Origin of the sequence: Streptomyces sp. NPDC056503, assembly GCF_042794995.1 — a bacterium.
Taxonomy (GTDB): Bacteria; Actinomycetota; Actinomycetes; order Streptomycetales; family Streptomycetaceae; genus Streptomyces.
This window is the reverse complement of the sequence record NZ_JBHTST010000088.1, coordinates 1-22,734: the sequence shown is the minus strand read 5'-3', so window position 1 is coordinate 22,734 and position 22,734 is coordinate 1. Positions and strand designations below refer to the sequence as shown.

The following is a 22,734-nucleotide window of genomic DNA, read 5'->3' as shown; positions in this document are numbered from 1 at the left end:
CCCACCCCCCCTGGCCGCTCCTCAGGCGGTGCGGCGCTCCGCCGCCGCCGTCGCGCCCGCGGCGTGTTCGCGGCGGGCGGCGCGGAGGAGGCCGGCCCAGTCGCGTACGGTGGGGCGGCGCTTCAGGAGGGCGCGGCGCTCCCGCTCCGTCATGCCGCCCCAGACGCCGTGCTCGATCCGGCGGTCCAGTGCGTACGCGAGGCATTCGGAGCGTACGGGACAGCCCACGCACAGCTCCTTGGCCTGGTTCTGGGCCGCGCCCTCGACGAACAGGTCCTCGGCGTCCGCCGCCCGACAGCGCCCCGACGCCATCCAACTACCTTCCACGCACTCCCCCTTGCCCCACAGGCTGCTCTGATCGCTCGGCCTTCATCGGTCGGCCCTCGTTGATCAGGCACGCTACGTAGGCATGTGCTGTGGGTCTACACCTCGCCCCGCCCTTCGCTCCATCGGGTGACGACCGCACACACTTCCGGCCACTCTCCGTGGCCTTCGTGGCCGGATGCGCGGCCGAGATCAGCACAGGAGGCGGAAGGGGGCGTACTCCTCGGTGAGGGTGGGGACGGCGGCTCTGCCGCTCGGCAGGACGGGGCGGCCGCAGGAGACGAAGAGGTCGTCGTAGCGGGTCCGGGAGCGTTCCCGGTACGCGGTCGTGGCGCGCGCCAGCATCTTGACGACCTCCTCGGCGAGCATCAACTGGTACTGGCACGACTCGGTGTTGAGGGTGTCGAGGTCCCCGGTGGCCACGTGGTTCTCCTGGCGGCAGCCTCCGCCGCACAGGTAGCGGGCCCAGCAGCCGCCGCAGACGGGGTGCCGGTCGACGCTGCCGTGCCATTCGGGGTGCTCGCGGGTGATGCCCCGCTCGCCGGTGCCGACGTCGAAGCTCTCGTCCCCGACCAGGCGGTGGCAGGGGCTGATGCTGCCGTCCGGGGAGTGGGTGTAGTAGGTGCGGCCCCCGGAGCAGAAGGCGAGGGCCGCCGCGCCCTCGGTGATCATCTGGACGGTCCGCTCGTACTCCAGGACGCCCTTGAAGCGGTTGCCGGCGTCGAAGAGGCTCGGGTAGTCGAGGAGGAACTCCTTGAACTGCTCGACGATGCCCGGCTGGAGGAAGTGGTTGATGTACCGGATCCCGCCCTGCGGTTCGGAGAGGGTGCGGTCGCCCAGGGTGAGCGCGATGGGGATCGTCGTGCCTGTCCGGACCGGGTAGACGCCCGGGTAGATCTGGAAGTGGTCGAAGAGGTCGAGCCGCCAGAGGTCCCGCACGCTGTCCTTGAGGCGGGGCTCGGCGGTCGCGATGGTCATCCGCGCGACGAGCGTCACGGCGTCGCCGCACTCCTCGCGGAGCCGCCGGAGGTTGCGCAGGATCCGGTCGTACGAGCCCTTGCCGTTCTTCGCGGGCCGGTTGGCGTCCTGCACCTGACGGCCGCCGTCGATCGAGACGGAGACGATGAAGCGGTGGTCACGGAAGAGTTCCGTGGTGCCGGGGGGCAGGAGCGTCAGGTTGGTGGAGACGCGGTACAGGAACCGCGTGCCGTCCCGCTCCGCGAGGCCCTCCGCCCGCTCGCAGATCCTCCGGATGACGGCGAGGTTGGCCAGCGGTTCGCCGCCGAAGAACTCGAAGCGGACGCGCTGTCCCGGGGCCGCGTGGGCCGCGACGAAGTCGAAGATCCAGGCGATCGAGTGCTCCCCCATCGCCTCGGTGATCCGGCCGTAGTCGCCGCCCTCCGCGAAGCAGTAGGCGCAGGCGAGGTTGCAGACGTTGGTCAGGTTGACGTTGACCGCGAAGTCGGCGCCGTCGGAGAGCGCGCTCCGGGCCAGCAGGGTCCTGTGGGTGTCGGCGCCGACCCCGGCCTCGGACCGGAGGCGGTCCCAGGCCCGCCGCTCGTGCGGCAGGAGGTGGTCCTCTCCGGCCTCCAGCCGCCGCGCCGTGGCGGCGGGGGCGAGCAGCAGCCGGTGGTCACCGGTGACGAGGACGGCGGCGGTGCCGCCGTCGCCCGGGCCCTCCCCGTCCTCGGCGGCGAGCGGGAGGACCCGGTAGTCCGTGCCGTGCCGCAGGGCCGTCGGCGGGGCGCCGCTCTCGGGCCCGGTCACGGCCGTGTTCCGGGCCGGAAGAGGGGCAGGGGCGAGATGTCGGCGTTGAGGGTGCCGGCCGCCGCCTCCACCGTGGGGAAGTGGGCCCGGTCGAAGACCTGGTGGAGGGTGGACTCGCAGTGCGGCGGCACGGCCACCCGCACTCCGGTCTCTCCGGGTGTGCTCTTGGCGGCGATGGAGCGGAAGCTCTCGTGCGGCGCCAGGTCGATGACCTCCCACCCCCGGTCCGCGGCGGTGTCGCCCTGGCGGCGGGCGTAGGCCCTGACCGGCTCGGCGGAGGTGTTGCGCAGCCGGAAGTGGAGTGCCCGTACGTCCCCGTGCCAGTCGAAGCCGGCGACGGAGAGCCCGGGCCCGGGCGGGAGGTCCCGGACCCGTTCGCGCGGCCGCGCGTCCGGCAGGAGGGTGAAGCCGGCGTCGTGGCCGCAGCCGGTGCAGCGGGCGTCGGCGTCCAGGCCGACGAGGTCGGCGTTCAGGCCGTAGCGCGTGACCTGGAGTCGCCCGCACCGGCCGCACTGGGTGTGCGTCGAGGCGCTGTCGTAGACGTTGCCGAGGTAGACGTGGCGAAGTCCCATGTCCAGAGCGGTGTTCCGCGCCCGCTCCAGGCGGTCGACGGGGGTCCGGACGGTGTCGGTCATCTTGTAGTCGGGGTGGAAGCGCACGAAGTGCGTCGGTACGTCGGGGCCGAGGCGCTCTCCGACGAAGGTGGCCATGTCGCGGGCGGTCTTCTCGTCGTCGCTGAGGTCGGTGACCATCAGGGTGGACACCTCGACGTGCTTCCCCGCCCGGAAGACCCGCTCCGTCCCCTCCAGGACGGGCTCCAGCCAGCCCTTCGTGATCCTGCGGTAGTACTTCGGGTCCATGGACTTGATCGACACCGAGAAGATGTCGATGACCGGGAGGAGCTCGTCGATCGCCTCCTCGGTGACGAAGAAGGCGGACTTGTAGAGGTTGACGATGCCGGCGGCCTTCGCGAGGGCGGCGGTCTCGACGACGAACTCGTGCCAGACGACCGGGTCGTTGTAGGTCCAGGAGATCACCTTGATCCCGTGCCGGAGCGCGATGTCGACCACCTGCTCCGGCGTGTACCGGTGGACGTCCTTGTCCTCGACGTAACGCGCCTGGGAGGTCTTCCAGTTGTGGCAGTAGTCGCAGTTGAGCATGCAGCCGACGTTGCCCATGGAGAGGATCCGGGCGCCGGGCGCGTAGTGGAACACGGCCTCGGTCTCGATGGTCTCCTCGGTGGCGTGCACCGACCGCCCGTAGTTGAGGGTCACCAGCCGGCCGTCGTGGTTCGCCCGCACCCGGCAGAAGCCGAGCCGGCCGGGCCGTATGCGGCAGTTCCGGGGGCTGAGGTGACAGCGGACGACGTCGTCTTCCAGGCGTTCTTCCAGGCGTGCGGGGTGGGCCTCGCTGTTCCAGTTCGTCTTCGTCACGTGCTGTCCTTCCGCGAAGGAGGGGTGAGGAGGTGACGGGGAGGTGCGTGAGGGAGGTGCGTGAGGGAGGAGGGCGTGGAGGTGCGGGCGCCCTGGCATGATCCGACCGCTGATCCACCGTTATGCCGGTTGAGGATTGTTGAACATTCCGAACCGCACCTGGCGACGAGCATGACCGAGCGTTCTCCACGGAGTCAAGGCCCCGGCGGCCTCGGACGCGGGACGCGGGTCCTCCGGATCGCCGGCGCTCAGACGTCGAGGTCGAAGCGGCCGGTGGCCAGGACGAGGCCGTTCACCTGGATGTCGACGGCGTGCTCCCCCGCGTGGTGGCGGCGGGTCCGCACCTCCCTGATCGGGTGCGACTTCTCCAGGAAGCGGCGCTCGCCCGGGCCGAGTTCGAGCGTCGTGAGCTTGAAGACCCTGGGGATGCCGCGGCCGTTCCCTCCCACGTGGCGCACCGCGTAGTCGACGACGACGGTGTGCGGACGGTCGTCGGTGTTCTCGATGTCGAAGCCGATGACGAGGGTGTCCCCGATCGTCACCCGCCCGGGGCCGATCACCGGCCGTGCCACCCGGACGTGCTCGCCGCCCGTGGCTCCGAGGACGGCGAGGGCCCGCTGGTCGCCCTTCTTCACCAGGGTCCGCAGTCCGTGCCGGACGATCCAGCCGGTCTCGTCCGTGGGGCTCTCCTCGCGCCACCGCAGGGCGGTCGCCAGGGCGAGCTCGGGGGAGTCCTTCGAGATGTCGTTGAGGTTGTTCGCGACGGACCTGCGGACGTACTCCGAGGGGTCGCAGCGCAGCGGTTCGAGGACGTCGAGGACGGGGCGGGGGTCCTCGACGAACCGGGTCAGCGTCCGGGCCCAGGGCAGCCGCGGGCGGATCCCCTCCGTGGCGAGGCGCCGCACGTTGTGGCTCGGGCTCAGGGCCCACCGCGCGACGCGTTCCATCGTGAGCGCGTAGTGCCGCTCGACGTAGGGCCGGACCGCGTACTCGCCCGTGTGGCGCCTGGTGATCTCCTCGATGGCGTCCAGGGACGCCTCGGGGTGGTCGAGTCCGTACTCCTCCACGAAGCGGGCGACCGGCATGAGGTACCAGCTGGTGGTGAACAGGCCCTCGCCCTCGGCGAGTTCGTCACCGAGGACGGACAGCAGGACGGGCAGCGCGTCCGGGTACGCCGCGGGCAGCCGGGTGCGCAGCCCCTCGGCCAGCACGAGGACGCGGTCCTTCAGCTCCTTGCCGGGGATGCGGGCCTCGACCTCGGCCGCGTAACCGTCCACGTCGAACGCCGGACGGACGAGGCGGATCCGGTCGCCCAGCAGGCGCGCCGCCTCGCCGTCGAAGTACCGCTTCAGACCGTGTTCGCTCGCCATGGCTCCGGTGCCGCCCTCTTCGCCTCGTGGTGGTGCACGCAGCCTACGTACACTCCGAGGCGGCCGGGGCCGGCACCCCGGGGCCACCGCGCCCGCGTCGTCGGCCGTCCTCGGCGGACGGTCGGACCACCCCTCCGGCAACCTCCTTCGCATGGCGCGCGAGCCCGCCCCCGAACCCGTGCCCGGTCGGTGCCGATGGTCCTCAGTCCGTCGTGAGGGCCTCGCGCTCACGACCCCGGTGGTCGTTCCGGATGGGGGGCGTGGCCGTCGTCGCCCGGTACACGCTCGGCCGGCGTCCCGTGTGGCGGGTGAAGATGGCCGTGAAGGTTCCCGGGTCGCGGTAGCCGACGTCGCTCGCGATCGCGGCGATGGTGCGGTCGGTCGTCTCCAGGAGGTGCCTGGCCCTGCGCACCCGGGCGGTGTGGAGGTACGCGAGGGGCGTCTGGCCCGCCTCCGCGCCGAAGCGGCGGAGCATGGTGCGGGTGCTGACGCCGAACTCCCGGGAGAGGGCCGACAGGTCGTAGCGGGTGGCCAGGTTCTGGTCGAGCCACCGCTTGACGGTCGAGGAGAAGTCGCGTCCCGCCGTCGGGAGGAGGTCGGCGTCGACGTACGGCGCCTGGGTGGAGCGGGTGTCGTCCAGGAGGGCGACGCGCGCCGTGGCCCGGGCGGTGCCGGGGCCGTCGTGGTCGCGGACGAAGCGCAGCGCGAAGTCGTACATCGCGCTGAACGCCGCCGTCGTCGTCACACCGCGGTCGGTGACCACCAGGCTCTCCGCACGTACCCGGACGTCCGGGTAGCGGCGCGCGAAGCGGTCCGCGTGCAGCCAGGAGGTCGTCGCCTCCCGGCCGCCGAGCAGTCCCGCCTCCGCCACGAGGTAGGCGCCGACGCAGATCGACACCACGGCGGCTCCCGAGGCCGCCTGTACCCGGATCGCGGCGAGCTCCGGGGCGAGCCGCGCGAGTGCCGTCTCCGGGTCGCGTCCGGGCGGCAGGTCGAAGCCCGGGACGATCAGGACGTCGGACGGGCGGACCGCGGCGACGTCGATGCGGGCTCCGCCGGACGCGAGCACGCGCCGGCGCGGCGAGACGACGGTGGTCTCGTACGAGGGCTCCGTCCGGCCCTGCGCGGCGGTGACGTGCGCCGCCATCGTCAGGAGGTCGGGGACGCCGTACACCTCCGACGCGAAGCAGCCGGGGTAGGCCAGGACGCTCACGCGCAGCGGGCTCATGCGGTCCCTCCTGGTTGGCGACATGTCCCGGAGGGTCGGCGATATCGCCCGTTCTCCGGCTGCCAGGGTCTCGTCATGCTTCCTGTCATGGCAACCCAGAAGAAGCAGCCCGACGACGCTCTGGACGATTTCTCGTGCCGGGTCGTGGAGGTCGAGGGCGTCGGCAAGCGCGTGTACGTCTCGGGGGCGGGGCCCGCCGTCGTCCTGATGCCGGAGATGCCGGGCATCAGTCCCGACGTGGCCCGGTTCGCCCGGTGGGTCCGGGACGCGGGCTTCTCGGTGTACGTACCGTCGTTGTTCGGTGTCGACGGGGCCTACCCCCTGGCCGAAGCGGCCGGGACCGTGATGCGGCGCGCCTGCGTCAGTGCCGAGTTCCGGGCGTTCGCCGGCGGCGGGACCAGTCCCGTGGTCGCGTGGCTGCGGGGGCTGGCGCGGGTGGCGCACGCGGAGCGGGGCGGGGTGGGGGTGGGCGCCGTCGGGCTGTGCTTCACCGGCAACTTCGCCCTCTCGATGACGCTCGAACCCGCCGTCGTCGCGCCCGTCGTCAACCACCCGTCGCTCCCGCTCGACGACCCCGCGGGGCTGGAACTGGGCGACGAGGACGCCGTCGCCGTCGCCGAGCGGGTCCGGCGCGACGGGCTGAAGGTGCTTGCCTACCGCTTCGAGGACGACCGCTGGTGCACGGGCCGGCGGTTCGCGGCGTACCGCGCGCTGCTCGGCGACGCCTTCGACGGGCGGGTCCTTCCCGCCGAGGTCGCGAACACCGACCCGCCGCCCTTCTTCCGCGAGGTCGTCGGGTGCGCCCACGGTGTCGTCACGGCCCATCTCGTCGACCGTGCCGGGCACCCCACCGTGCGCGCCCGCGACGAGATCATCGCGTTTCTCGCGGAGCGGCTCGCGCCCGCGGCGGAGGCGTCGGGGTGAGCGGGGCGGCCCGTCATGCCGTCGGCCGGGGCACCGTCCGGTCACTCAGGAGCCGGAGGGAGCGGGCTGTCTCGGAGCCGGGCTCCGCGTTGTAGACGCAGAGGGTCTGCTCGATGTCGCCGGGGACCTGGAACGACTCGTAGGAGAAGTGGAGTTCACCCACGACGGGGTGGATGTAGTACTTGGTTCCGTGGGTGCGGCGCAGCACCTTGTGGTCGTTCCACCAGCCGGAGAACTCCGGGCAGGCGAGGGTGAGTTCGCCGACCAGGTCGGCGAGTCGGCGGTCGCCCGGGTGGCGGCCGGCCTCCAGGCGCAGCATGGCCACGGTGTCCGCGGCGAGGCGTTCCCAGTCGCCGACGCGCTCCCGGGCCCGCGGGTCCAGGAGGTAGTAGAGGGCGATGTTGCGCCGGGTGGCGGGGAGGGCGTCGAAGTCGGTGAGGACGGCCCTGGCGAGGTGGTTGGAGGCGAGGACGTCGGTGCGGCGGCCGAGGATGAAGGCCGGCACGTGGCCGAGCGTCTCCAGCATGAGGTACAGGCCGGGGCGGACCCGCTGGGGCCGGTGGGGGGTGCGGCGGGCGGTGCCCGGGTCGGGCAGCAGCAGGTCGGTGAGGTGCTCGCGTTCGGACGCGTCGAGTCGGAGGGCCTGGGCCAGGGCCGCGACCACCTCGGCGGAGGGGTTGCCCGCGCGCCCCTGTTCCAGGCGGGTGTAGTACTCGGTACTGACCCCGGCCAGGCGGGCGACCTCGTCCCGGCGCAGGCCGGGTACGCGGCGCACCCGGCCGTCGGCGGGGAGCCCGGCCCGCTCCGGGTCGATCGCGGCACGGCGGCCCCGGAGGAAGTCGGCGGTCTCTCTGCTGCGGTCCATGGCCCCAGTGTGGAGCGTCGCGCGGGTGACGGGTGGCCCAGGGTGGCCCTGTCGGTACCTGTCTCGACAGGGTCCGTCCGGGCGCTCCGGCGGGGGTCGGGGGCTGGTGTGCTTGAGGCGTGCCGGGGAGCAGCCCACGGCACGCCTCTCCTCGTACCGCCGAAAGGTGTCCCCTCATGTCCCCGCAGAACGACGCCCTCCCCCTTCGGAACCGTGTCGCCGTCGTCACCGGAGCCTCCAGCGGGATCGGCGAGGCCGCCGCCGAGACGCTCGCCGGACTGGGGGCGCACGTCGTCGTGCTGGCCCGGCGGGCCGAGCGGCTCGGTGAGCTGGTCGCCCGGATCGAGCAGAGCGGCGGCCGGGCGCTGGCGATCGCCGCCGACGTGACCGACAAGGCGGCCGTCCGGGCCGCCGCGGACCGCGTCGCCACCGAACTGGGCGGCGCGGACCTGCTGTTGAACAACGCGGGCGTCATGCTGCCCGCCCCGATCGAGGAGCTGGCGACCGATCAGTGGCAGCACCAGATCGACCTGAACATCACCGGTCTGATGAACGTCACCGGGGCGTTCACGCCGCAGCTGGTCGCGGCCGCCGGGGAGCGCGGGGTGGCCGATCTGATCAACACCTCGTCGATCGCGGCGCAGAACATCTTCCCCACCTTCGCCGTCTACTCCGCCACCAAGGCGTACGTCACGCACCTCTCCCGCCATCTGCGCGCGGAGCTGGGTCCGAAGAACGTCCGGGTCGCGGCGATCGAGCCGGGCATCGTGGGGACCGAGCTGCAGAGCCACGTCACCGACGAGGGCGCGCAGGCGTGGCTGGCGGACTCGAAGGAGTCCATGGAGTGGCTCACCGCCCGGGACGTCGCGGAGACCATCGGTTTCCTGGCCTCGCTGCCGCCCCGGGTGAACCTCCAGCAGGTCACCATCATGCCCACCGGCCAGCTCGGCTGACCGGCCCCTCCCGGTGTGGTCCGGACGCCGTCCGCGTCGCTCCCGGCGGTCGTCGGCGGCTCCCGGCGGTTCCTCGGCGATCAGGAGACGAGGCGGGTCTCCACCTCCCGCAGCTTCACGGTGCACAGGCCACCGCGCTCGGCCTTCACGTCGGTGACCTCCAGCTGGGTGCCGGGGGCGAGGATGTACTCCTCCTCTCCGGTGAAGGCGGAGAAGCTGCGGATCCCGACGGCGCGGGCCGGGGTCACCTCGAACAGGGTCCGCTTGCCCCGGCTGCCGAGGAACGAGCGGGCGACGCCCAGTTCGGAGGTGCAGGAGGAGACGCCCCACCAGGTGACCGTCTCCCCCAGGGGGTACTGGGAGCGGAGGTCCAGGGCGACGCCGCGCCACAGCGGTTCGGTGCGGGCGGGGAGCGCCTCCACGGCCGAGTAGAGCAGGCGCAGGTAGGGCAGGTAGGGCACGACGCGGTGGCGGTCCGGGGAGCGGAGGACGGCGTTGATGTTCCGGTAGAAGCCGGACTCGCAGGTGTAGAGGTAGAGCGCGGCGATCGCGTCGGCGGAGAGTCCGGTGCCGGCCTGCTCGTCGGCGCGCCGCTTGCCGAACTCGCGGGAGCGGTCGACGTGTCCGCCGAGACCCCGCAGCACCCGGGTGACCGGGGCGACGGCGTCCTCGAAGGGCATCAGCGGGGTGTCGAAGACGCCGGTGAGCGGCGGCAGGACGTGCCCCTCGTCGCGGACGCTGGTGAGCCGCTCCAGGTACAGCTGGTGGAGTTCCATCGTCGAGGCGATGAAGGCGCCCATGCGGGCGGCGACGTCGGCGTCCTGGCCGCCGCCGCTGCCCGGCGCCGCGGAGTCCGTGCCGGTCGCGGCGCCGGCCGCGGGCTGGTTCCAGCCCTTGCTCGGCAGCCAGTCGACGGCGTCGGCGCCGAGGGACATCAGGGCGTCGTTCACCGTGGCGAGGTGGTCGCCGTCGCAGAAGAGGTCGCCCTGGGCGGCCGGGTTGGCGTGGTCGATGTGGCGGACCTCGACGCCCGGGTAGTCCTTCTCCAGGCGCTGCACGGTCTTCTTGAGGCTGCGCGCGTGGGCGCCCCACCAGGCGAAGACGACACCCCGGTCCTCGGGGTCCTCCGCCTCCTGCTTGGCGCGGAGGATCTCCTCGACGATCCGCTCGGCGACGGGCCGCCAGAACGCGGTGTGCCGGTCGGTGGCCAGGGCGCCGTCGGCGCTGGCGGTCAGCGAGGCGTTCAGGAGGAGGACGCCCTGGGTGAGCATCGCCTGGAACCACTCGGGCGGCTGGACGGCGTCGCGCTCCTTCAGCAGGGCGCGGATGTCCGCGATCGGGGTCTTCTTGACGATGCCGTACTTCCACATCGCCGCCGCCTTGATGAGGCAGCGGATGCTGACGACCCGCCCGAACTGGCTGTCCTTCCAGTCGTTGAAGGTGTTGTCGAACATGGCGATGCCGGTGGCGCTCTCCGGCCGCGGGTAGGGGTTCTGGCCGAAGACGACGACCTTCCACTTGTGCGGCGGGTGGGGCTTGAGCGCCTGGAAGGTGAGCTCCCGTACCGGGACCACCTGCGGGCTGCGGCCGGGGCCGATGAACCGGTCGGCCTCCGCGCGTGCCTCGATGACGGGCTTGAGGAGGGGCAGCCAGGGTTCGCCGCCGCCCGTGAACAGTTCGGCGAGGGCGAGCGGGTCGTTCGGGTCGGGCTGCTGCGCGGGCGTGGCGGCGGCGGTGGTGTCGCTCATGGCGGGGGAGCTCCCGGTGGTCGTGCCCGCGGGGTGGGCGGCGGCGGAGGTGTGAGCCGGAGGGGTGACGTGCTGGGCGCCGTCAGCGGCCGAAGGGGTGCCCTGCGGCGAGTGCTCCTCCGGCGAGTCCGCCGTGGGCGGGTGCTCCTTTGGCAGCGGCTCCTTTGGCAGCGCCCCCTTTGCCGCCTGCTCCTTTGGCAGCGGCCCCTTTGGCAGGTGCTCCTTTGGCCGGCGTTCCGTACTCCTCCGGCGTCCCGCCCGGCGGCACGATGCGTACCCGTGTCGTGGGCGAGGCCTGGTCGATGCCGGCGAGCTGGGCGGTGATGACGGCGCGCAGCTCGTCGTCGTCCTGGAACCAGTGGTCGTGGAAGAGCGTGTAGCCGGTCCACATCAGGTTGGCGCACACCCGGGCCGGGACGCGGCCCGTGCGGGCTCCCATCCCGACCAGCGCCACCGAGCGGATGCTGCCGGGCGCCTTCCGGTTCTGCCGGTGGACGGCCTGGAAGGCCGCCGCGCAGGCCATGGCGACGTTGAGGGTCTCGCTCACGTTCTGCGAGGAGGCGACCATGGTCGGGGTCGAGATGACGAAGCGCGGCACGGTCGCCCCCGACGGGACGCACACCGCGCTGCCGACCGGCATGCTGCCGTCGAAGCGGTCGCCGATCGCCTGCCGGACCCGCAGCTGGATGCCCGCGCCCAGGTGGCGCTTGATCGCGGCGTCGACGCCGCCGTCCATCCGGCCCGCCGCGTTCGTCGGGGTGACCCACGCGTCCACGTCCTCGTCGAGGATCGAACCCCGCCGGATCTCGATGCCGGGCACGTCGGCGAAGGCCGCGCGCCACGCCTGCACCACCCCCGCGTTGACATCCGTCAGCACCACCCGCAGCGCGGTGTCCACACAGCCGTCGGTCATCGAAGCCCCCTGTCGGAACGGTCTCTTGCAACACCTCCGAAACTAGTGGGCACCACTGACAACGCCCGGCGGCGAGCCCCGCGGCCCCGCCGCCGCGGCCCCGCCCTCGGGCGGTCCGCCCGGCCATGACGCCCCCGCCCGGCCCCCGCGTCCCGTCCGTCGGCGGCCGGAGTCCGGCGACCGTGCGCAGACCGGCCTCCTCGATCGGCGCGACGAGCGCCTCCGGTCGACGGGGTGTGTCCACCGGTCCGCCCCCGAGCGCGCGGAAGGGCGCGCCGTCCTGTGCCCGGGGCATCGTCTTCCGGCGAAAGCCCCTCATTCCCCGCCCCTTTGGTGTCTAGTGGAGGAGTCCGTGATCACCACTCGGCCGTGCGGGCGTGACTCCGGGCCGGGGCCGTCGAGAACCAAGGGAGCACCTACTGATGGTGAGTGTGGAAACGTCTCTGAAGGAGGCGATGACCTCCATCGAGGGGAGTGTGGGGGTCGCGCTGGTCGACTACACGAGCGGCATGGCGCTCGGCACGATGGGCGGGAGCAAGGACCTCGACCTGACCGTCGCCGCCGCCGGGAACACCGACGTCGTCCGGGCGAAGCTGCGAACGATGGAGATGCTGGGCATCGACGACGGCATAGAGGACGTCCTGATCACCCTCGACACCCAGTACCACCTCATCCGTCTGATCAAGGGGCGGGGTGGCAACGGCCTGTTCCTGTACATGGTCCTGGACAAGGGCAGGGCGAATCTGGCCATGGCCAGGCACCAGCTGAGGCGGATCGAGGCGGACCTGGAGCTGTAACCGCCTCGGTCGACCCGGATTCCGCACGCCCTCGACTTGAAGAACTCTTCAACTCGACACATCTGAAAGTGATCAGTCGAGGGCGAGCGGAATCCGGGACGCGGGAGAATGGGTTCGTAAGCACAGGTCAGGGGAGTCGGGGAGAGTCGTCGCATGCAGGTGCCGCTGTACCAGGCCAAGGCGGAGTTCTTTCGCATGCTCGGACATCCCGTCCGGATCCGCGTCCTGGAGCTGCTCCAGTCCGGGCCCCTTCCCGTACGCGAGCTGCTCAAGGAAATCGACATCGAACCGTCCAATCTCAGCCAGCAGCTGGCGGTCCTGCGCCGCTCGGGGATCGTGGTCTCCGTCCGCGACGGCGCCACGGTCAGCTACGCGCTCGCCGGCGGGGACGTCGCCGACCTCCTCAAGGCGGCGCGCCGCATCCTCACGGAACTGCTGGTCGGACAGAGCGAGCTGCTCGCGGAGCTCCGGCACGCCGACGAGTCCACGCTCCCGCCGCAACGGCAGGGGTGACCCGGAGGGAGACGCCAGGGGCTGCCGGGACGGGAGGTGTCCGGGGGCGGGTTCCGGTGCTTCCGGGGCGCGGGGGATTTTCCCGGGCGTACAGCGGGAAGTCACGGGACGGTCGCGGGGTGGTGGTTCCCGGGCGCTCTCCTTGGGGCGCTCCGCCGGTCCGTGGCCGGCGCTCCGCTTCCGTATCCGCTCCCACCCCGGAGGACTCCCCCCATGGCCGACCTCGATCGTCGCCGGTTCCTACAGCTCGCCGGTGGCGCCGTCGCGTTCAGCGCGCTCTCCGAGTCCATCGCCCGCGCGGCCGCCATCCCCGCACAGGGGTCCACCGGCACGCTCCAGGACGTCGAGCACATCGTCGTACTCATGCAGGAGAATCGTTCCTTCGATCACTACTTCGGTGCGATGAAGGGCGTCCGCGGCTTCGGCGACCCGCGTCCCGTGACGCTGCCGAGCGGGAAGTCCGTGTGGAACCAGTCCGACGGCTCGAAGGTGACCCTGCCGTTCCGGCCGGAGAGCGCGAAGCTCGGCATGGAGTTCCTCCAGGGGCTCAACCACGACTGGGCGGGCGGCCAGAAGGCGTTCAACAAGGGCCGTTACGACCAGTGGATACCCGCCAAGACCAAGGCGACGATGGCGCACCTGACCCGGGACGACATCCCCTTCCACTACGCGCTCGCCGACGCGTTCACGATCTGCGACGCGTACCACTGCTCGTTCATCGGCTCGACCGACCCGAACCGCTACTACCTGTGGTCGGGTCACACCGGCAACGACGGCACCGGCGGCGGTCCGGTCCTCAACAACGCCGAGGCCGGCTACGGCTGGAAGACGTACCCCGAGCGCCTGGAGGCGGCCGGGATCTCCTGGCGGATCTACCAGGACATCGGCGACGGACTGAACGCGGCCGGCTCGTGGGGCTGGATCAACGACGCGTACCGCGGCAACTACGGTGACAACTCGCTCCTCTACTTCAACAGTTACCGCAACGCCCAGCCCGGCGACCCGCTCCACGACAAGGCCCGCACGGGCACCGACGCGAAGGCGGGCGACGGCTACTTCGACCGGCTGCGCGCCGACGTCCAGGCCGGACGGCTGCCGCAGGTGTCCTGGATCGCCGCGCCGGAGGCCTTCTCCGAGCACTCCAACTGGCCGTCGAACTACGGCGCCTGGTACATCGCGCAGGTCCTGGACGCGCTGACCTCCAACCCCGACGTGTGGGCGCGTACGGCGCTGTTCATCACGTACGACGAGAACGACGGCTTCTTCGACCACGTCGTCCCGCCGTACGTCCCGGCCTCGGCGGCGCAGGGCCTGTCGACCACCCCGACCGCCCTCGACCACTTCCCCGGGAAGACCGGGTACGTCGCCGGGCCCTACGGCCTCGGCCCCCGCGTCCCCATGATCGTCGTCTCCCCCTGGTCCACCGGCGGCTACACCTGCTCCGAGACCTTCGACCACACCTCGGTCATCCGCTTCATCGAGCGCCGCTTCGGCGTCCAGGAGCCCCAGATCTCGCCCTGGCGGCGGGCCGTGTGCGGCGACCTGACCTCGGCCTTCGACTTCGGCCGCGCCCAGCCGCAGCCGGTCGCGCTGCCGTCCACGGCCGGCTACTACCCGCCGGACCGCGACCGCCACCCCGACTTCCCCGCCACCGCTCCGGCCGTCGGCACCATGCCGCGCCAGGAGCGCGGGGCCAAGCCCACCCGCCCGCTGAAGTACGCCCCGTACGTGGACGGTTCCGCCGACACCACGGCCGGCACCTTCCGGCTCGCCTTCGGCGGCGGGCCGTCCGCCGGCGCCCAGTTCCACGTGACGTCCGCGAACCGCACCGACGCCCCGTGGACGTACACGGCCGAGGCGGGCAAGTCGATCGCGGACACCTGGAACACCAAGTACTCCAAGGGCACCACCGACCTCACCGTGCACGGCCCCAACGGCTTCCTGCGCCGCTTCCGCTCGCCCGGCAAGACCGCCGTGCCCGAGGTCACCGCCCGCCACGACGCCACCACCGGCTCCCTGGGCCTCTCCTTCACCAACGCGGGCCCCACCACGAGCGTGACCCTCACCAACGCCTACGCGGGCGGCCCGCAGACGGTGACCGTGCCCTCGGGCGCGACCGTCACCCACACGGTGCCGCTGTCGGCCTCCGGCAGGTGGTACGACGTCACGATCACCTCGCCCGCCCACACCGACTACGTACGCCGCCTGGCCGGACACGTGGAGACGGGCGCGGAGGGGGTGACGGACCCGGGCATCCTCACGTACTGACCCACCGGGGTCAGGTCGCGCGGCGGGTGCGGAACGTACGGCGGTAGCTGTCCGGGGGCACGCCCAGGGCCCGGTTGAAGTGCCGGCGCAGGGTCGTGGACGTGCCCATGCCCGTGGCGACGGCGATGGCGTCGACACCGTCGTCGGTCCGCTCCAGGAGCTCCTGGGCGCGGCGGATCCGCTGGGCGAGCAGCCACTGCAAGGGGGTGGTGCCGGTCGCGGCGCGGAAGTGGCGGGTCAGGTGGCGCGAGCTCATGCCCGCCTGCCGGGCGAGGTCCTCCACCGTCAACGGCCGGTCCAGGCGCTCGACCGCCCAGGGGAAGAGGGCCGTGAGCGGGTGGTCCTCCTGGGCGGGCACCGGGGCGGTGACGAACTGCGCCTGCCCGCCGGACCGGTGCGGCGGGACGACCAACCGGCGGGCGACGGTGTTCGCGATCGACGAGCCGTGGTCGAGGCGGACCAGGTGCAGGCACAGGTCGAGGGCGGCGGCCTTGCCCGCGGAGGTGAGCACGCTGCCACCGTCGACGTAGAGGACGTCCGGGTCGACCTCCACCTCCGGGTGGCGGGCGGCGAGGACGTCCGTGTGCGCCCAGTGGGTGGTGGCGCGCCTGCCGTCGAGCAGCCCGGCGGCGGCGAGGACGAAGGCTCCGGTGCAGAGCGAGACCACCCGTGCCCCGGCCTCGTGCGCGGCGCGCACCGCGTCGACCAGGTCGGCGGGCGGAGCCGCGTCGACGTCGGCCCAGCCGGGGACGATCACGGTGTCGGCGTCCCGGAGCCGGTCGAGGCCGTGGTCGGGTTCGAGGCGGAAGGGCCCCAAGGGCACGGAGCCGGGACCGCAGACCGTCAGGTCGTACCAGGGGACGGTGACCGCGTCCGGGGCGGAGCCGAACACCTCGTGGGCGACGGAGAGTTCGAAGTGCAGCATGCCGTCGGTGACGGCCAGCGCGACGGAGGCCATGTCCGGAAGTGTACGGGGCACGTCGTTTCCGACACTCACCGTTGCCCGTTCAACCATTCCAGGATGGTCACCACGGAACACGGAACACGGAGCGGGGAGAGACCTCATGGCAGCGGGACAGACGGTGACGGTGTACGGCGCGTACGGGCACACGGGGCGGTTCGTGGTGGCGCACCTGCGGGAACGCGGGTTCGTCCCCGTCCTGGCCGGGCGGGACGCCGCCAAGCTGACGGCGCTCGCCGAGGAGCACCCGGGGCTCGACACGCGCCCGGCGTCGGTCGACGATCCGGCGGCGCTCGACCGCGCGCTGGCCGGCGCGGACGCCGTCGTCAACTGCGCGGGACCGTTCGCCACCACGTCCGCCCCGGTGATCGAGGCGGCGCTGCGGGCCGGGATCCCCTACGTCGACGTGGCGGCCGAGATCGAGGCCAACGCCGACACCTTCGCGCGGTTCGGCGACCGGGCGCGCGCCGAGGGCGCGGTGATCGTGCCCGCGATGGCCTTCTACGGCGGCCTCGGCGATCTGCTGGCCTCGGCCGCGATGGGCGACTGGACCGGCGCGGACGAGGCGCACATCGCGTACGGGCTGAGCGGCTGGGAGCCCACGGAGGGGACGCGGCTGGCCGGCCGGGTCTCCGCCGAGCGGCGCGGCGGGCGCCGGGTCCGCTTCGCCGACGGGCGGCTCCAGTACCACACCGACGAACTGCCGACGCTGACCTGGCCGTTCCCCGATCCGATGGGACCCCGGTCCGTCGTCGGCGAGTTCACGATGGCGGACGTCGTCACCCTCCCCAGCCACCTGGCCATCCCCTCGGTGCGCACCTACATGTCGACCGAGGCGGCGGGCGGCATCGCCGACGCGGACACGCCGACGCCGACGGCGGTCGACGAGCGCGGACGGTCCGCCCAGACCTTCCTCGTCGACGTCGTGGTCCGCTCCGGAGCACGCGAGCGGCGCGCCGTGGCCACCGGGCAGGACATCTACGCCGTCACCGCGCCGCTCGCGGTCGAGGCGGTGCACCGCGTCCTCACCGGCCGGATCCGCACGACCGGCGTCGCCTCCGCCGGCGCGCTCTTCGACGCGGCCGACTTCCTGGGGGCCCTCGCCCCGCACGTCACCTGGGAGACGCGCGGGGCGACGACGGAGTGACCGCTCCGTGGCGCCCCGGTGGCACCGGGCGGTCCGGTGCCCGGGTTCAGCGGCCGTCGCGGAGGCGGAGCAGGTACGTCGCGGTCAGGGCGACGGCGGGGTCCCGGTCGTCGGTGAGGCCGGCGAGGGCGCGGTCGGCGGCGGGGCCGGGGATGTCGGCCAGGGCCTGGGTGAGCCGGCCCCGGGCGGGAGGCCGGGTGGCGGCGTCGGCGAGGCGCGCGAGGAGCCCCGCCGCGATCCCGTCGCCCGTGGTGTCGTCGGTGGCCAGGATGGCGAGCGCGTCGGCCGCGTCGGTGTCGTTCCTGCCGTCGACGATCATCTCGACGAGCGTGGGGATCGCGTCGCGCTCACCGCGCTTGCCGAGGGCGAGGGCCGCCTGGCCCCGGACCACGGGGTCGGGGTGGGTGAGGGCGGTGCGCAGCCGGGCGGTCGCCCCGTCACCGGGGAGTCCGGCCAGGGTGCGGACGGCCCGCTCGCGCACCTCGGCCCCGGGGGATTCGAGCGCCCGGGCCAGGAGGTCGGGGCCTCCGTCACCGGAGCGGGCGAGCGCCCAGCGGAGGGCCCCCGCCACGTTGGGTTCCGTCTCGCGCAGGGCGGCCTCGACCAGGGCCTCCACCGGTACGGGGACCTCGTCGGCCGTGGAGAGGGCCGCCCGCTGACGGGTGTCCTCGCTCGCCGACCCGAGGGCCTGGAGGAGCGCCACGACACGGAGGGCGTCGTCCCAGCCGGCCGGTTCGGTGGCGTCGATGCGGCGCAGGCGGGTGAGGAGTTCGGTCTCGGCCGCGATGCGGGCGCGGGTCTGGTCGATGAGGTCGCCGACGAGCCGCGCGGGCGTGAAGCCCGGGTCGTCGAGGGCGCGGCCGATCTCCCGCAGCGACAGTCCCAGCGAGCGGAGGCTCTCGACGTGGAAGATCCGCCGGATGTCCTCGTCGCGGTACTCCCGGTAGCCGGAGCCGGTACGGCCCGAGGGCCGCACCAGTCCGAGCTTCTCGTAATGCCTGAGCATGCGGGCGCTGACGCCGGAGCGCCGCGCCACCTCACCGATCAACACGCCCTAGTCTCCCTCCCGCGGAGACCCGCCGAGCGCCACGACGCGCTTCGCCTCCTCGATCGCGTGCTCGAATCCGGTGTCGGGGTCGCGCAGGATCCGCCGGGTGGCGAGCGCGTGCGCGCGCACCAGCGGGTCGGGGGCGGCGGCCGCGGTGCCCAGGACCGGCAGGATCACGTCGCCGAGTCCGGCCAGCGCCCGGCTGAGGCTGAGCTGCGTCTCCCGCCCGCCCCGCCCCAGCTGGGTGATCAGCACCGCGGCGAGGGCGGGCTCCTCGCCGTCCGGCACGAGCAGGACCGCCGTCCGCCAGGCGGCCCGGGCCACCTCGTCGTCGGCGTCGGTGAGGTGGGCGCGGGTGACGGCCGGCCAGGCCCTCCGGTCCCCGATCTTGGACAGCGTGTGCAGGGCCTGGCTCCGCGCCTGTGCCCGCTCGGACCCGAGCGCGTCGAGCACCCTGGGCAGCGTCAGGGACCCGGGGTGCCGGGTCAGGGCCCAGGTCAGCATGTCGCGCACGAAGAACTCGGGCTCGACCGCGCACCGCTCGACGAGCGCGTCGACGAACCGCGCGTCGGGCGTCGTGCCGACCGCCAGGGCGGCCTTGAGCCGCACCGACGGACGGTCGTCCGCGAGCGCCCGGAGCGCCCGCCGTACATCCGGGTCCTGATACGTCGTGGTCATCGGGACCACCTCCTCGCCCCGCAGTCAAAGGCTTGTCACCGTGTCAAGGTCAAGCGCACCGCCGCTCCCGCCCCTCGATCACCGGGGCCCACCGGGGCCCACCGGGACTCACTGGGGCAGCGGACGGTCGTCGACGACGTGCTTCATGACGAGGGTGGAGGTCAGGCGCCGCACTCCGGGGAGGCGGGCGAGCTGCCGGTCGTAGAGCTGCTGGAAGGCGGGGAGGTCGGCGGTGGCGACGCGGAGGAGGTAGTCGGGTTCACCGAAGAGGCGCTGGGCCTGGAGGACGTGGGGGACGGCGGCGACGGCCTCTTCGAAGGCGGTGACGGTGTCGGGGTCCTCCCAGCGGAGGGTGGCGAAGACGAGCGCCTCGAAGTTCAGGCCGACCGCGGCCGGATCCACGACGGCGCGGTAGCCGCGGATCGCTCCGGCGCGTTCGAGGTCGCGCAGCCGGCGGTGGCAGGGCGACACGCTGAGCCGCACCCGGGCGGCGCCGGCCTGCGCCGGAGGGGCGAGGGCCCCCGAGCGAGCGGCTGTGCGCCTTTCCGCGCCGGTCGCACCTCACGGTGGGACAACTCCGGCGCGCGCTCGCCGAAACCGGTGAATCCGGCACCCGGTATGTGGGTCCGACACGTGCGTCGGGCACGTTCTCGCCCAGCGGTTCTCGCCGTTGAGAGGGATGGGCATGACGAGCCACGCCACCGAAGCCGTACTGGAAGACCTCCTCCACCGAGCACTGCTCGCCACGGACACGGGCGAGTGCTGGACGACCGAGTCGGACGACATGTGGTGCCGGGTGGCGCCCCGGGACGGGGACCGGCGCCCGCAGGGTTGGAAGCTGCACGTGTCCGCGACGGCGGCCTCCGCGCCCACGGTCCTCCTGAAGGCCCTGGAGGTGCTGTTGCGGGACGCGTCGGGATTCAAGTTCGCGCGGTCGCTGGAGCGGGTCGGCGCGCTCAACTCCCGTGCGACGCCGCGCGGCAGCTCCGGCAAGTTCCTGACGGTGTACCCGCGCTCCGACGCCGACGCGGCGCGCCTCGCCGCGGAGCTGCACCGGGCGACGGCGGGGCTCGCCGGCCCGCGGATCCTGTCGGACCAGCAGTACGCCGCGGACAGCCTCGTCCACTACCGCTACGGCGCCTTCGTCGGCAGGCGTCGGCTGTCGGACGACGGGCTGCTGGTCTGGTACTTCGAGGACCCCGACGGCAATCCGGTGGAGGACCGGAGGACCGGGCGGTACACGCCGCCGGAGTGGGCGGTCAGCCCGTTCCCGGCCCCCGCCGCCGTCCCCTCCCCCGGCCCGGTGCCCGCCGCGTCCCGCCCCCTGGTGGTCGGCGGCCGGTTCTCGGTACGGGAGGCGATCCGGCACACCAACAAGGGCGGCGTCTACCGGGGCAGCGACGTCCGCACCGGCGCCCCGGTCGTCATCAAGGAGACCCGCCCGCACGTGGAGGCCGACGCCTCCGGGTGCGACGTCCGCGACTGGCTGCGCGCCGAGGCGCGGACACTGGAGAAGCTGAGGGGCTCGGGGCTCGCGCCGGAACCGCTGGCGCTGTTCGAGCACGGCGGGCACCTGTTCCTCGCGCAGGAGGAGGTACCGGGCGTACCCCTGCGGACCTGGGTCGCCGAGCGGTTCCGCGACGTCGGCGACGAGCGGTACCGCGCCGAGGCCACGGCCCAGGTCGCGCGCCTCGTCGACCTGGTGGCGGCGGCCCACGCCCGCGGCTGCGTGCTGCGGGACTTCACGCCCGGCAACGTGATGGTCCGCCCGGACGGGGAGCTGCGCCTCATCGACCTGGAGCTCGCCGTCCTGGAGGACGACGCCGCCCTCCCGACCCGGGTGGGGACGCCCGGCTTCAGCGCCCCCGAGCGTCTGCGGGACGCGCCGGTCTCCCCGACGGCGGACTACTACAGCCTCGGCGCGACCCTGTGCTTCGTCCTGGCGGGCAAGGTGCCGAACCTGCTGGCCGAGGAGCCGGCGGACAGGCCCGCGGAGGCGCGGCTCGCGGAGTGGCTGGACGCCTGCGCCGTCTCCGTACGGCTCCCGGACGGAACGCGGGAGGCGATCCTCGGCCTGATGCGGGACGACCCGGCCGCGCGCTGGGATCCCGCCAGGGCCCGGAAGGCGCTCGGACCGACGGACGCGGCCCCGGCGCCGACGCGCGCGGGTGCCCCGGCCGGGGCCGTCGAGCCCGTCGCGGCAGCGGGCACCGGCACGGTCGGGTCCGTCACGGGAACCGCCGCCGGGTCCGCCGGCACGGCAGCCGGCACCGACGCGGTCGAGTCCGTCGTCGCCGGGATCGTGCGGCACCTCCTCGACACAATGACGCCCGGCGACGAGCGGCGGCTGTGGCCCGTCTCGACCACGGCCGGCGAGACCGACCCGTGCACCGTGCAGCAGGGCGCGGCCGGCGTCCTGGCGGTGCTGACGCGGTACTTCGAGCTCACCGGCGATCCCCGGCTGCCCGGACCGCTCTCCACCGCCGGACGCTGGATCGCCGACCGGACCGACCCCCGCTCCGCCCGCCCCGGCCTGCACTTCGGCACCGGCGGCACCGCCTGGGCGCTGTACGAGGCCGGGCGGGCCGTCGGCGACCGGTCGCTCGTCGACCACGCCCTCACCCTGGCGCTGGCACCCCAGCGGCCGACTCCCAGCCACGACATCACCCACGGCACCGCGGGCAGCGGGACGGCCGCCGTCCATCTGTGGCGGCGCACCGGTGACCCCCGCCTCGCCGCGCTGGTGGCCGACGCGGCCGACCGGCTGGCCGGCGCCGCACGGCGCGAGGCCTCGGGGGCGACCTGGCCGGTGCCGGCGGAGGCCGTCGCGGAAGAGGCGGGCAAGCGCTACCTCGGCTTCGCCCACGGCTCGTCGGGCATCGGCTGCTTCCTCCTCGCCGCCGCGTCCGTCACCGGCCGCCCGGTCCACCGGGAGCTGGCCGTGGCGGCGGGCGAGCACCTGGTGGCCCACGCCGCGGACGTGGGCGGGGCCGTGCAGTGGCCCGCCCAGACGGGGAACCCGCCGACGGCTCCGTACTGGTGCCACGGTTCGGCCGGCATCGGCTCGTTCCTGCTCCGGCTGTGGCGGGCGACCGGCGACGACCGGTACGGCGACCTCGCCCGCGGGGCCGCCCGGGCCGTGGTGGAGCGGGCCTCCCGCGCCGCGCTCACCCAGTGCCACGGCCTGGCGGGCAACGGCGACTTCCTCCTCGACCTGGCCGAGGCGACGGGCGACCCCGCCCACCGCGCGCGGGCCGAGGAGCTGGCCCGCCTCCTCGTCGCCGAACGGTCCCACCGCGGCGGTCACGTCGTCTTCCCCAACGAGTACGGGGACGTCTCGACGGGCTGGAGCGACGGGTCCGCCGGAATCCTGGCGTTCCTCCTGCGGGTCCGCCACACAGAGCCCCGGCACTGGATGGTCCAGCTGCCGGTCTGAGCGGCGGGGAGCCCGCCGCCACCTACGAGGAACAGCGCGAAGACAGGACACCACGGAGAACCTCACGAAGAAGGAGAACACCATGGAGAACCAGGACCTCGACCTGATCGCCCGGCTGCACGCCCTTCCGGAGACCGACCCGGTCGGCGTCGACGGAGCCGCCGCCGCCAACACCTGCGAGTGCGTCGGCCTGCTCACGCTCCTCAACACCGTCTGTATCGGTGTGAGCTGCGCGTAGCCCCCACCACCTCCCCCGGGGCGGGGGGGGGGCCGGGGGCCCCCCGGCGCGGGGGGGTGGGGGGGCCGCCCCCCCCGGGGGGGGCCCCCCCCCCCACCGGCGCAAAACCAAGGCCGCGGACCC

The 22,734-nt window shown here is 73.5% G+C and carries 19 protein-coding genes and 1 pseudogene; 8 read left to right on the top strand and 12 right to left on the bottom strand.

The genetic code is table 11. The features are described from left to right. Positions 1 to 21 precede the first annotated feature (21 nt). From ACFQ8C_RS24280 to ACFQ8C_RS24260, 5 genes are all read right to left on the bottom strand, one after another. Positions 22 to 312 (bottom strand): WhiB family transcriptional regulator, encoded by a 291-nt coding sequence (locus ACFQ8C_RS24280; protein ID WP_383461281.1) that lies wholly within the window; start codon positions 310 to 312, stop codon positions 22 to 24. A gap of 204 nt (positions 313 to 516) precedes the next feature. Beyond that, entirely contained in the window at positions 517 to 2,091 is a 1,575-nt protein-coding gene (locus tag ACFQ8C_RS24275; protein ID WP_383461252.1) for a radical SAM protein, read from the bottom strand. Continuing rightward, the gene (amrS, locus tag ACFQ8C_RS24270; protein ID WP_383461251.1) at positions 2,088 to 3,524 is read right to left on the bottom strand and encodes an AmmeMemoRadiSam system radical SAM enzyme; all 1,437 of its coding nucleotides are present in this window, start codon (positions 3,522 to 3,524) and stop codon (positions 2,088 to 2,090) included. The genes ACFQ8C_RS24275 and amrS overlap by 4 nt, the downstream gene beginning before the upstream one ends. Positions 3,525 to 3,772: 248 nt before the next feature. Beyond that, entirely contained in the window at positions 3,773 to 4,894 is a 1,122-nt protein-coding gene (locus ACFQ8C_RS24265) for a DNA alkylation repair protein (protein WP_383461248.1), read from the bottom strand. Between the two features lie 202 nt (positions 4,895 to 5,096). Continuing rightward, entirely contained in the window at positions 5,097 to 6,122 is a 1,026-nt protein-coding gene (locus ACFQ8C_RS24260) for a GlxA family transcriptional regulator (RefSeq protein WP_383461246.1), read from the bottom strand. Between the two features lie 87 nt (positions 6,123 to 6,209). Here ACFQ8C_RS24260 and ACFQ8C_RS24255 point away from each other — a divergent pair, with 87 nt between their 5' ends. Next, positions 6,210 to 7,046, top strand: a complete 837-nt coding sequence (locus ACFQ8C_RS24255; protein WP_383461243.1) for a dienelactone hydrolase family protein — start codon at positions 6,210 to 6,212, stop codon at positions 7,044 to 7,046. A gap of 13 nt (positions 7,047 to 7,059) precedes the next feature. Here the strand turns inward: ACFQ8C_RS24255 and ACFQ8C_RS24250 are convergent, their stop codons facing one another. Beyond that, positions 7,060 to 7,911, bottom strand: a complete 852-nt coding sequence (locus ACFQ8C_RS24250; protein ID WP_383461240.1) for a helix-turn-helix domain-containing protein — start codon at positions 7,909 to 7,911, stop codon at positions 7,060 to 7,062. Between the two features lie 176 nt (positions 7,912 to 8,087). Between ACFQ8C_RS24250 and ACFQ8C_RS24245 the strand changes: the two genes are divergently transcribed. Then, positions 8,088 to 8,864, top strand: a complete 777-nt coding sequence (locus tag ACFQ8C_RS24245) for an SDR family oxidoreductase (protein ID WP_383461237.1) — start codon at positions 8,088 to 8,090, stop codon at positions 8,862 to 8,864. An 80-nt stretch (positions 8,865 to 8,944) separates the two neighbouring features. Here the strand turns inward: ACFQ8C_RS24245 and ACFQ8C_RS24240 are convergent, their stop codons facing one another. Continuing rightward, positions 8,945 to 10,612 (bottom strand): ADP-ribosyltransferase domain-containing protein, encoded by a 1,668-nt coding sequence (locus tag ACFQ8C_RS24240; RefSeq protein ID WP_383461234.1) that lies wholly within the window; start codon positions 10,610 to 10,612, stop codon positions 8,945 to 8,947. An 82-nt stretch (positions 10,613 to 10,694) separates the two neighbouring features. Beyond that, positions 10,695 to 11,525, bottom strand: coding sequence for a macro domain-containing protein (locus ACFQ8C_RS24235; protein WP_383461231.1), 831 nt, complete (start codon positions 11,523 to 11,525; stop codon positions 10,695 to 10,697). 422 nt (positions 11,526 to 11,947) lie between these two features. Here ACFQ8C_RS24235 and ACFQ8C_RS24230 point away from each other — a divergent pair, with 422 nt between their 5' ends. The 3 genes from ACFQ8C_RS24230 to ACFQ8C_RS24220 all read left to right on the top strand — a co-directional run bounded on the left by ACFQ8C_RS24230 (position 11,948) and on the right by ACFQ8C_RS24220 (position 15,103). Beyond that, a complete protein-coding gene (locus tag ACFQ8C_RS24230) occupies positions 11,948 to 12,322 on the top strand; it encodes a hypothetical protein (RefSeq protein WP_383461230.1) in 375 nt (124 codons plus the stop codon). A 153-nt stretch (positions 12,323 to 12,475) separates the two neighbouring features. After that, a complete protein-coding gene (locus tag ACFQ8C_RS24225) occupies positions 12,476 to 12,835 on the top strand; it encodes an ArsR/SmtB family transcription factor (protein ID WP_383461227.1) in 360 nt (119 codons plus the stop codon). Positions 12,836 to 13,048: 213 nt separating this feature from the next. Next, positions 13,049 to 15,103, top strand: a complete 2,055-nt coding sequence (locus ACFQ8C_RS24220) for a phosphocholine-specific phospholipase C (RefSeq protein WP_383461225.1) — start codon at positions 13,049 to 13,051, stop codon at positions 15,101 to 15,103. 10 nt (positions 15,104 to 15,113) lie between these two features. Here the strand turns inward: ACFQ8C_RS24220 and ACFQ8C_RS24215 are convergent, their stop codons facing one another. Then, positions 15,114 to 16,061, bottom strand: coding sequence for a helix-turn-helix domain-containing protein (locus ACFQ8C_RS24215; protein WP_383461222.1), 948 nt, complete (start codon positions 16,059 to 16,061; stop codon positions 15,114 to 15,116). A gap of 106 nt (positions 16,062 to 16,167) precedes the next feature. Between ACFQ8C_RS24215 and ACFQ8C_RS24210 the strand changes: the two genes are divergently transcribed. After that, the gene (locus tag ACFQ8C_RS24210) at positions 16,168 to 17,211 is read left to right on the top strand and encodes a saccharopine dehydrogenase family protein (RefSeq protein WP_383461220.1); all 1,044 of its coding nucleotides are present in this window, start codon (positions 16,168 to 16,170) and stop codon (positions 17,209 to 17,211) included. 46 nt (positions 17,212 to 17,257) lie between these two features. On the opposite strand, the gene ACFQ8C_RS24205 is transcribed toward ACFQ8C_RS24210, so the two are convergent. The 3 genes and pseudogenes from ACFQ8C_RS24205 to ACFQ8C_RS24195 form a co-directional block, all read right to left on the bottom strand. After that, positions 17,258 to 18,262: a HEAT repeat domain-containing protein gene (locus ACFQ8C_RS24205; protein ID WP_383461217.1), complete on the bottom strand. Its 1,005-nt coding sequence runs from the start codon at positions 18,260 to 18,262 to the stop codon at positions 17,258 to 17,260. A gap of 3 nt (positions 18,263 to 18,265) precedes the next feature. After that, positions 18,266 to 18,937: a HEAT repeat domain-containing protein gene (locus tag ACFQ8C_RS24200; protein WP_383461214.1), complete on the bottom strand. Its 672-nt coding sequence runs from the start codon at positions 18,935 to 18,937 to the stop codon at positions 18,266 to 18,268. A 108-nt stretch (positions 18,938 to 19,045) separates the two neighbouring features. Then, a pseudogene (locus ACFQ8C_RS24195) lies at positions 19,046 to 19,429 on the bottom strand (Lrp/AsnC family transcriptional regulator); the annotation flags it as partial. Between the two features lie 193 nt (positions 19,430 to 19,622). On the opposite strand from ACFQ8C_RS24195, the gene lanL reads away from it, so the two are divergent. Both lanL and ACFQ8C_RS24185 read left to right on the top strand, forming a co-directional pair. Then, positions 19,623 to 22,373 (top strand): class IV lanthionine synthetase LanL, encoded by a 2,751-nt coding sequence (gene lanL / locus ACFQ8C_RS24190; RefSeq protein ID WP_383461211.1) that lies wholly within the window; start codon positions 19,623 to 19,625, stop codon positions 22,371 to 22,373. A gap of 82 nt (positions 22,374 to 22,455) precedes the next feature. Then, positions 22,456 to 22,611: a VenA family class IV lanthipeptide gene (locus ACFQ8C_RS24185; protein WP_383461209.1), complete on the top strand. Its 156-nt coding sequence runs from the start codon at positions 22,456 to 22,458 to the stop codon at positions 22,609 to 22,611. Positions 22,612 to 22,734 lie beyond the last annotated feature (123 nt).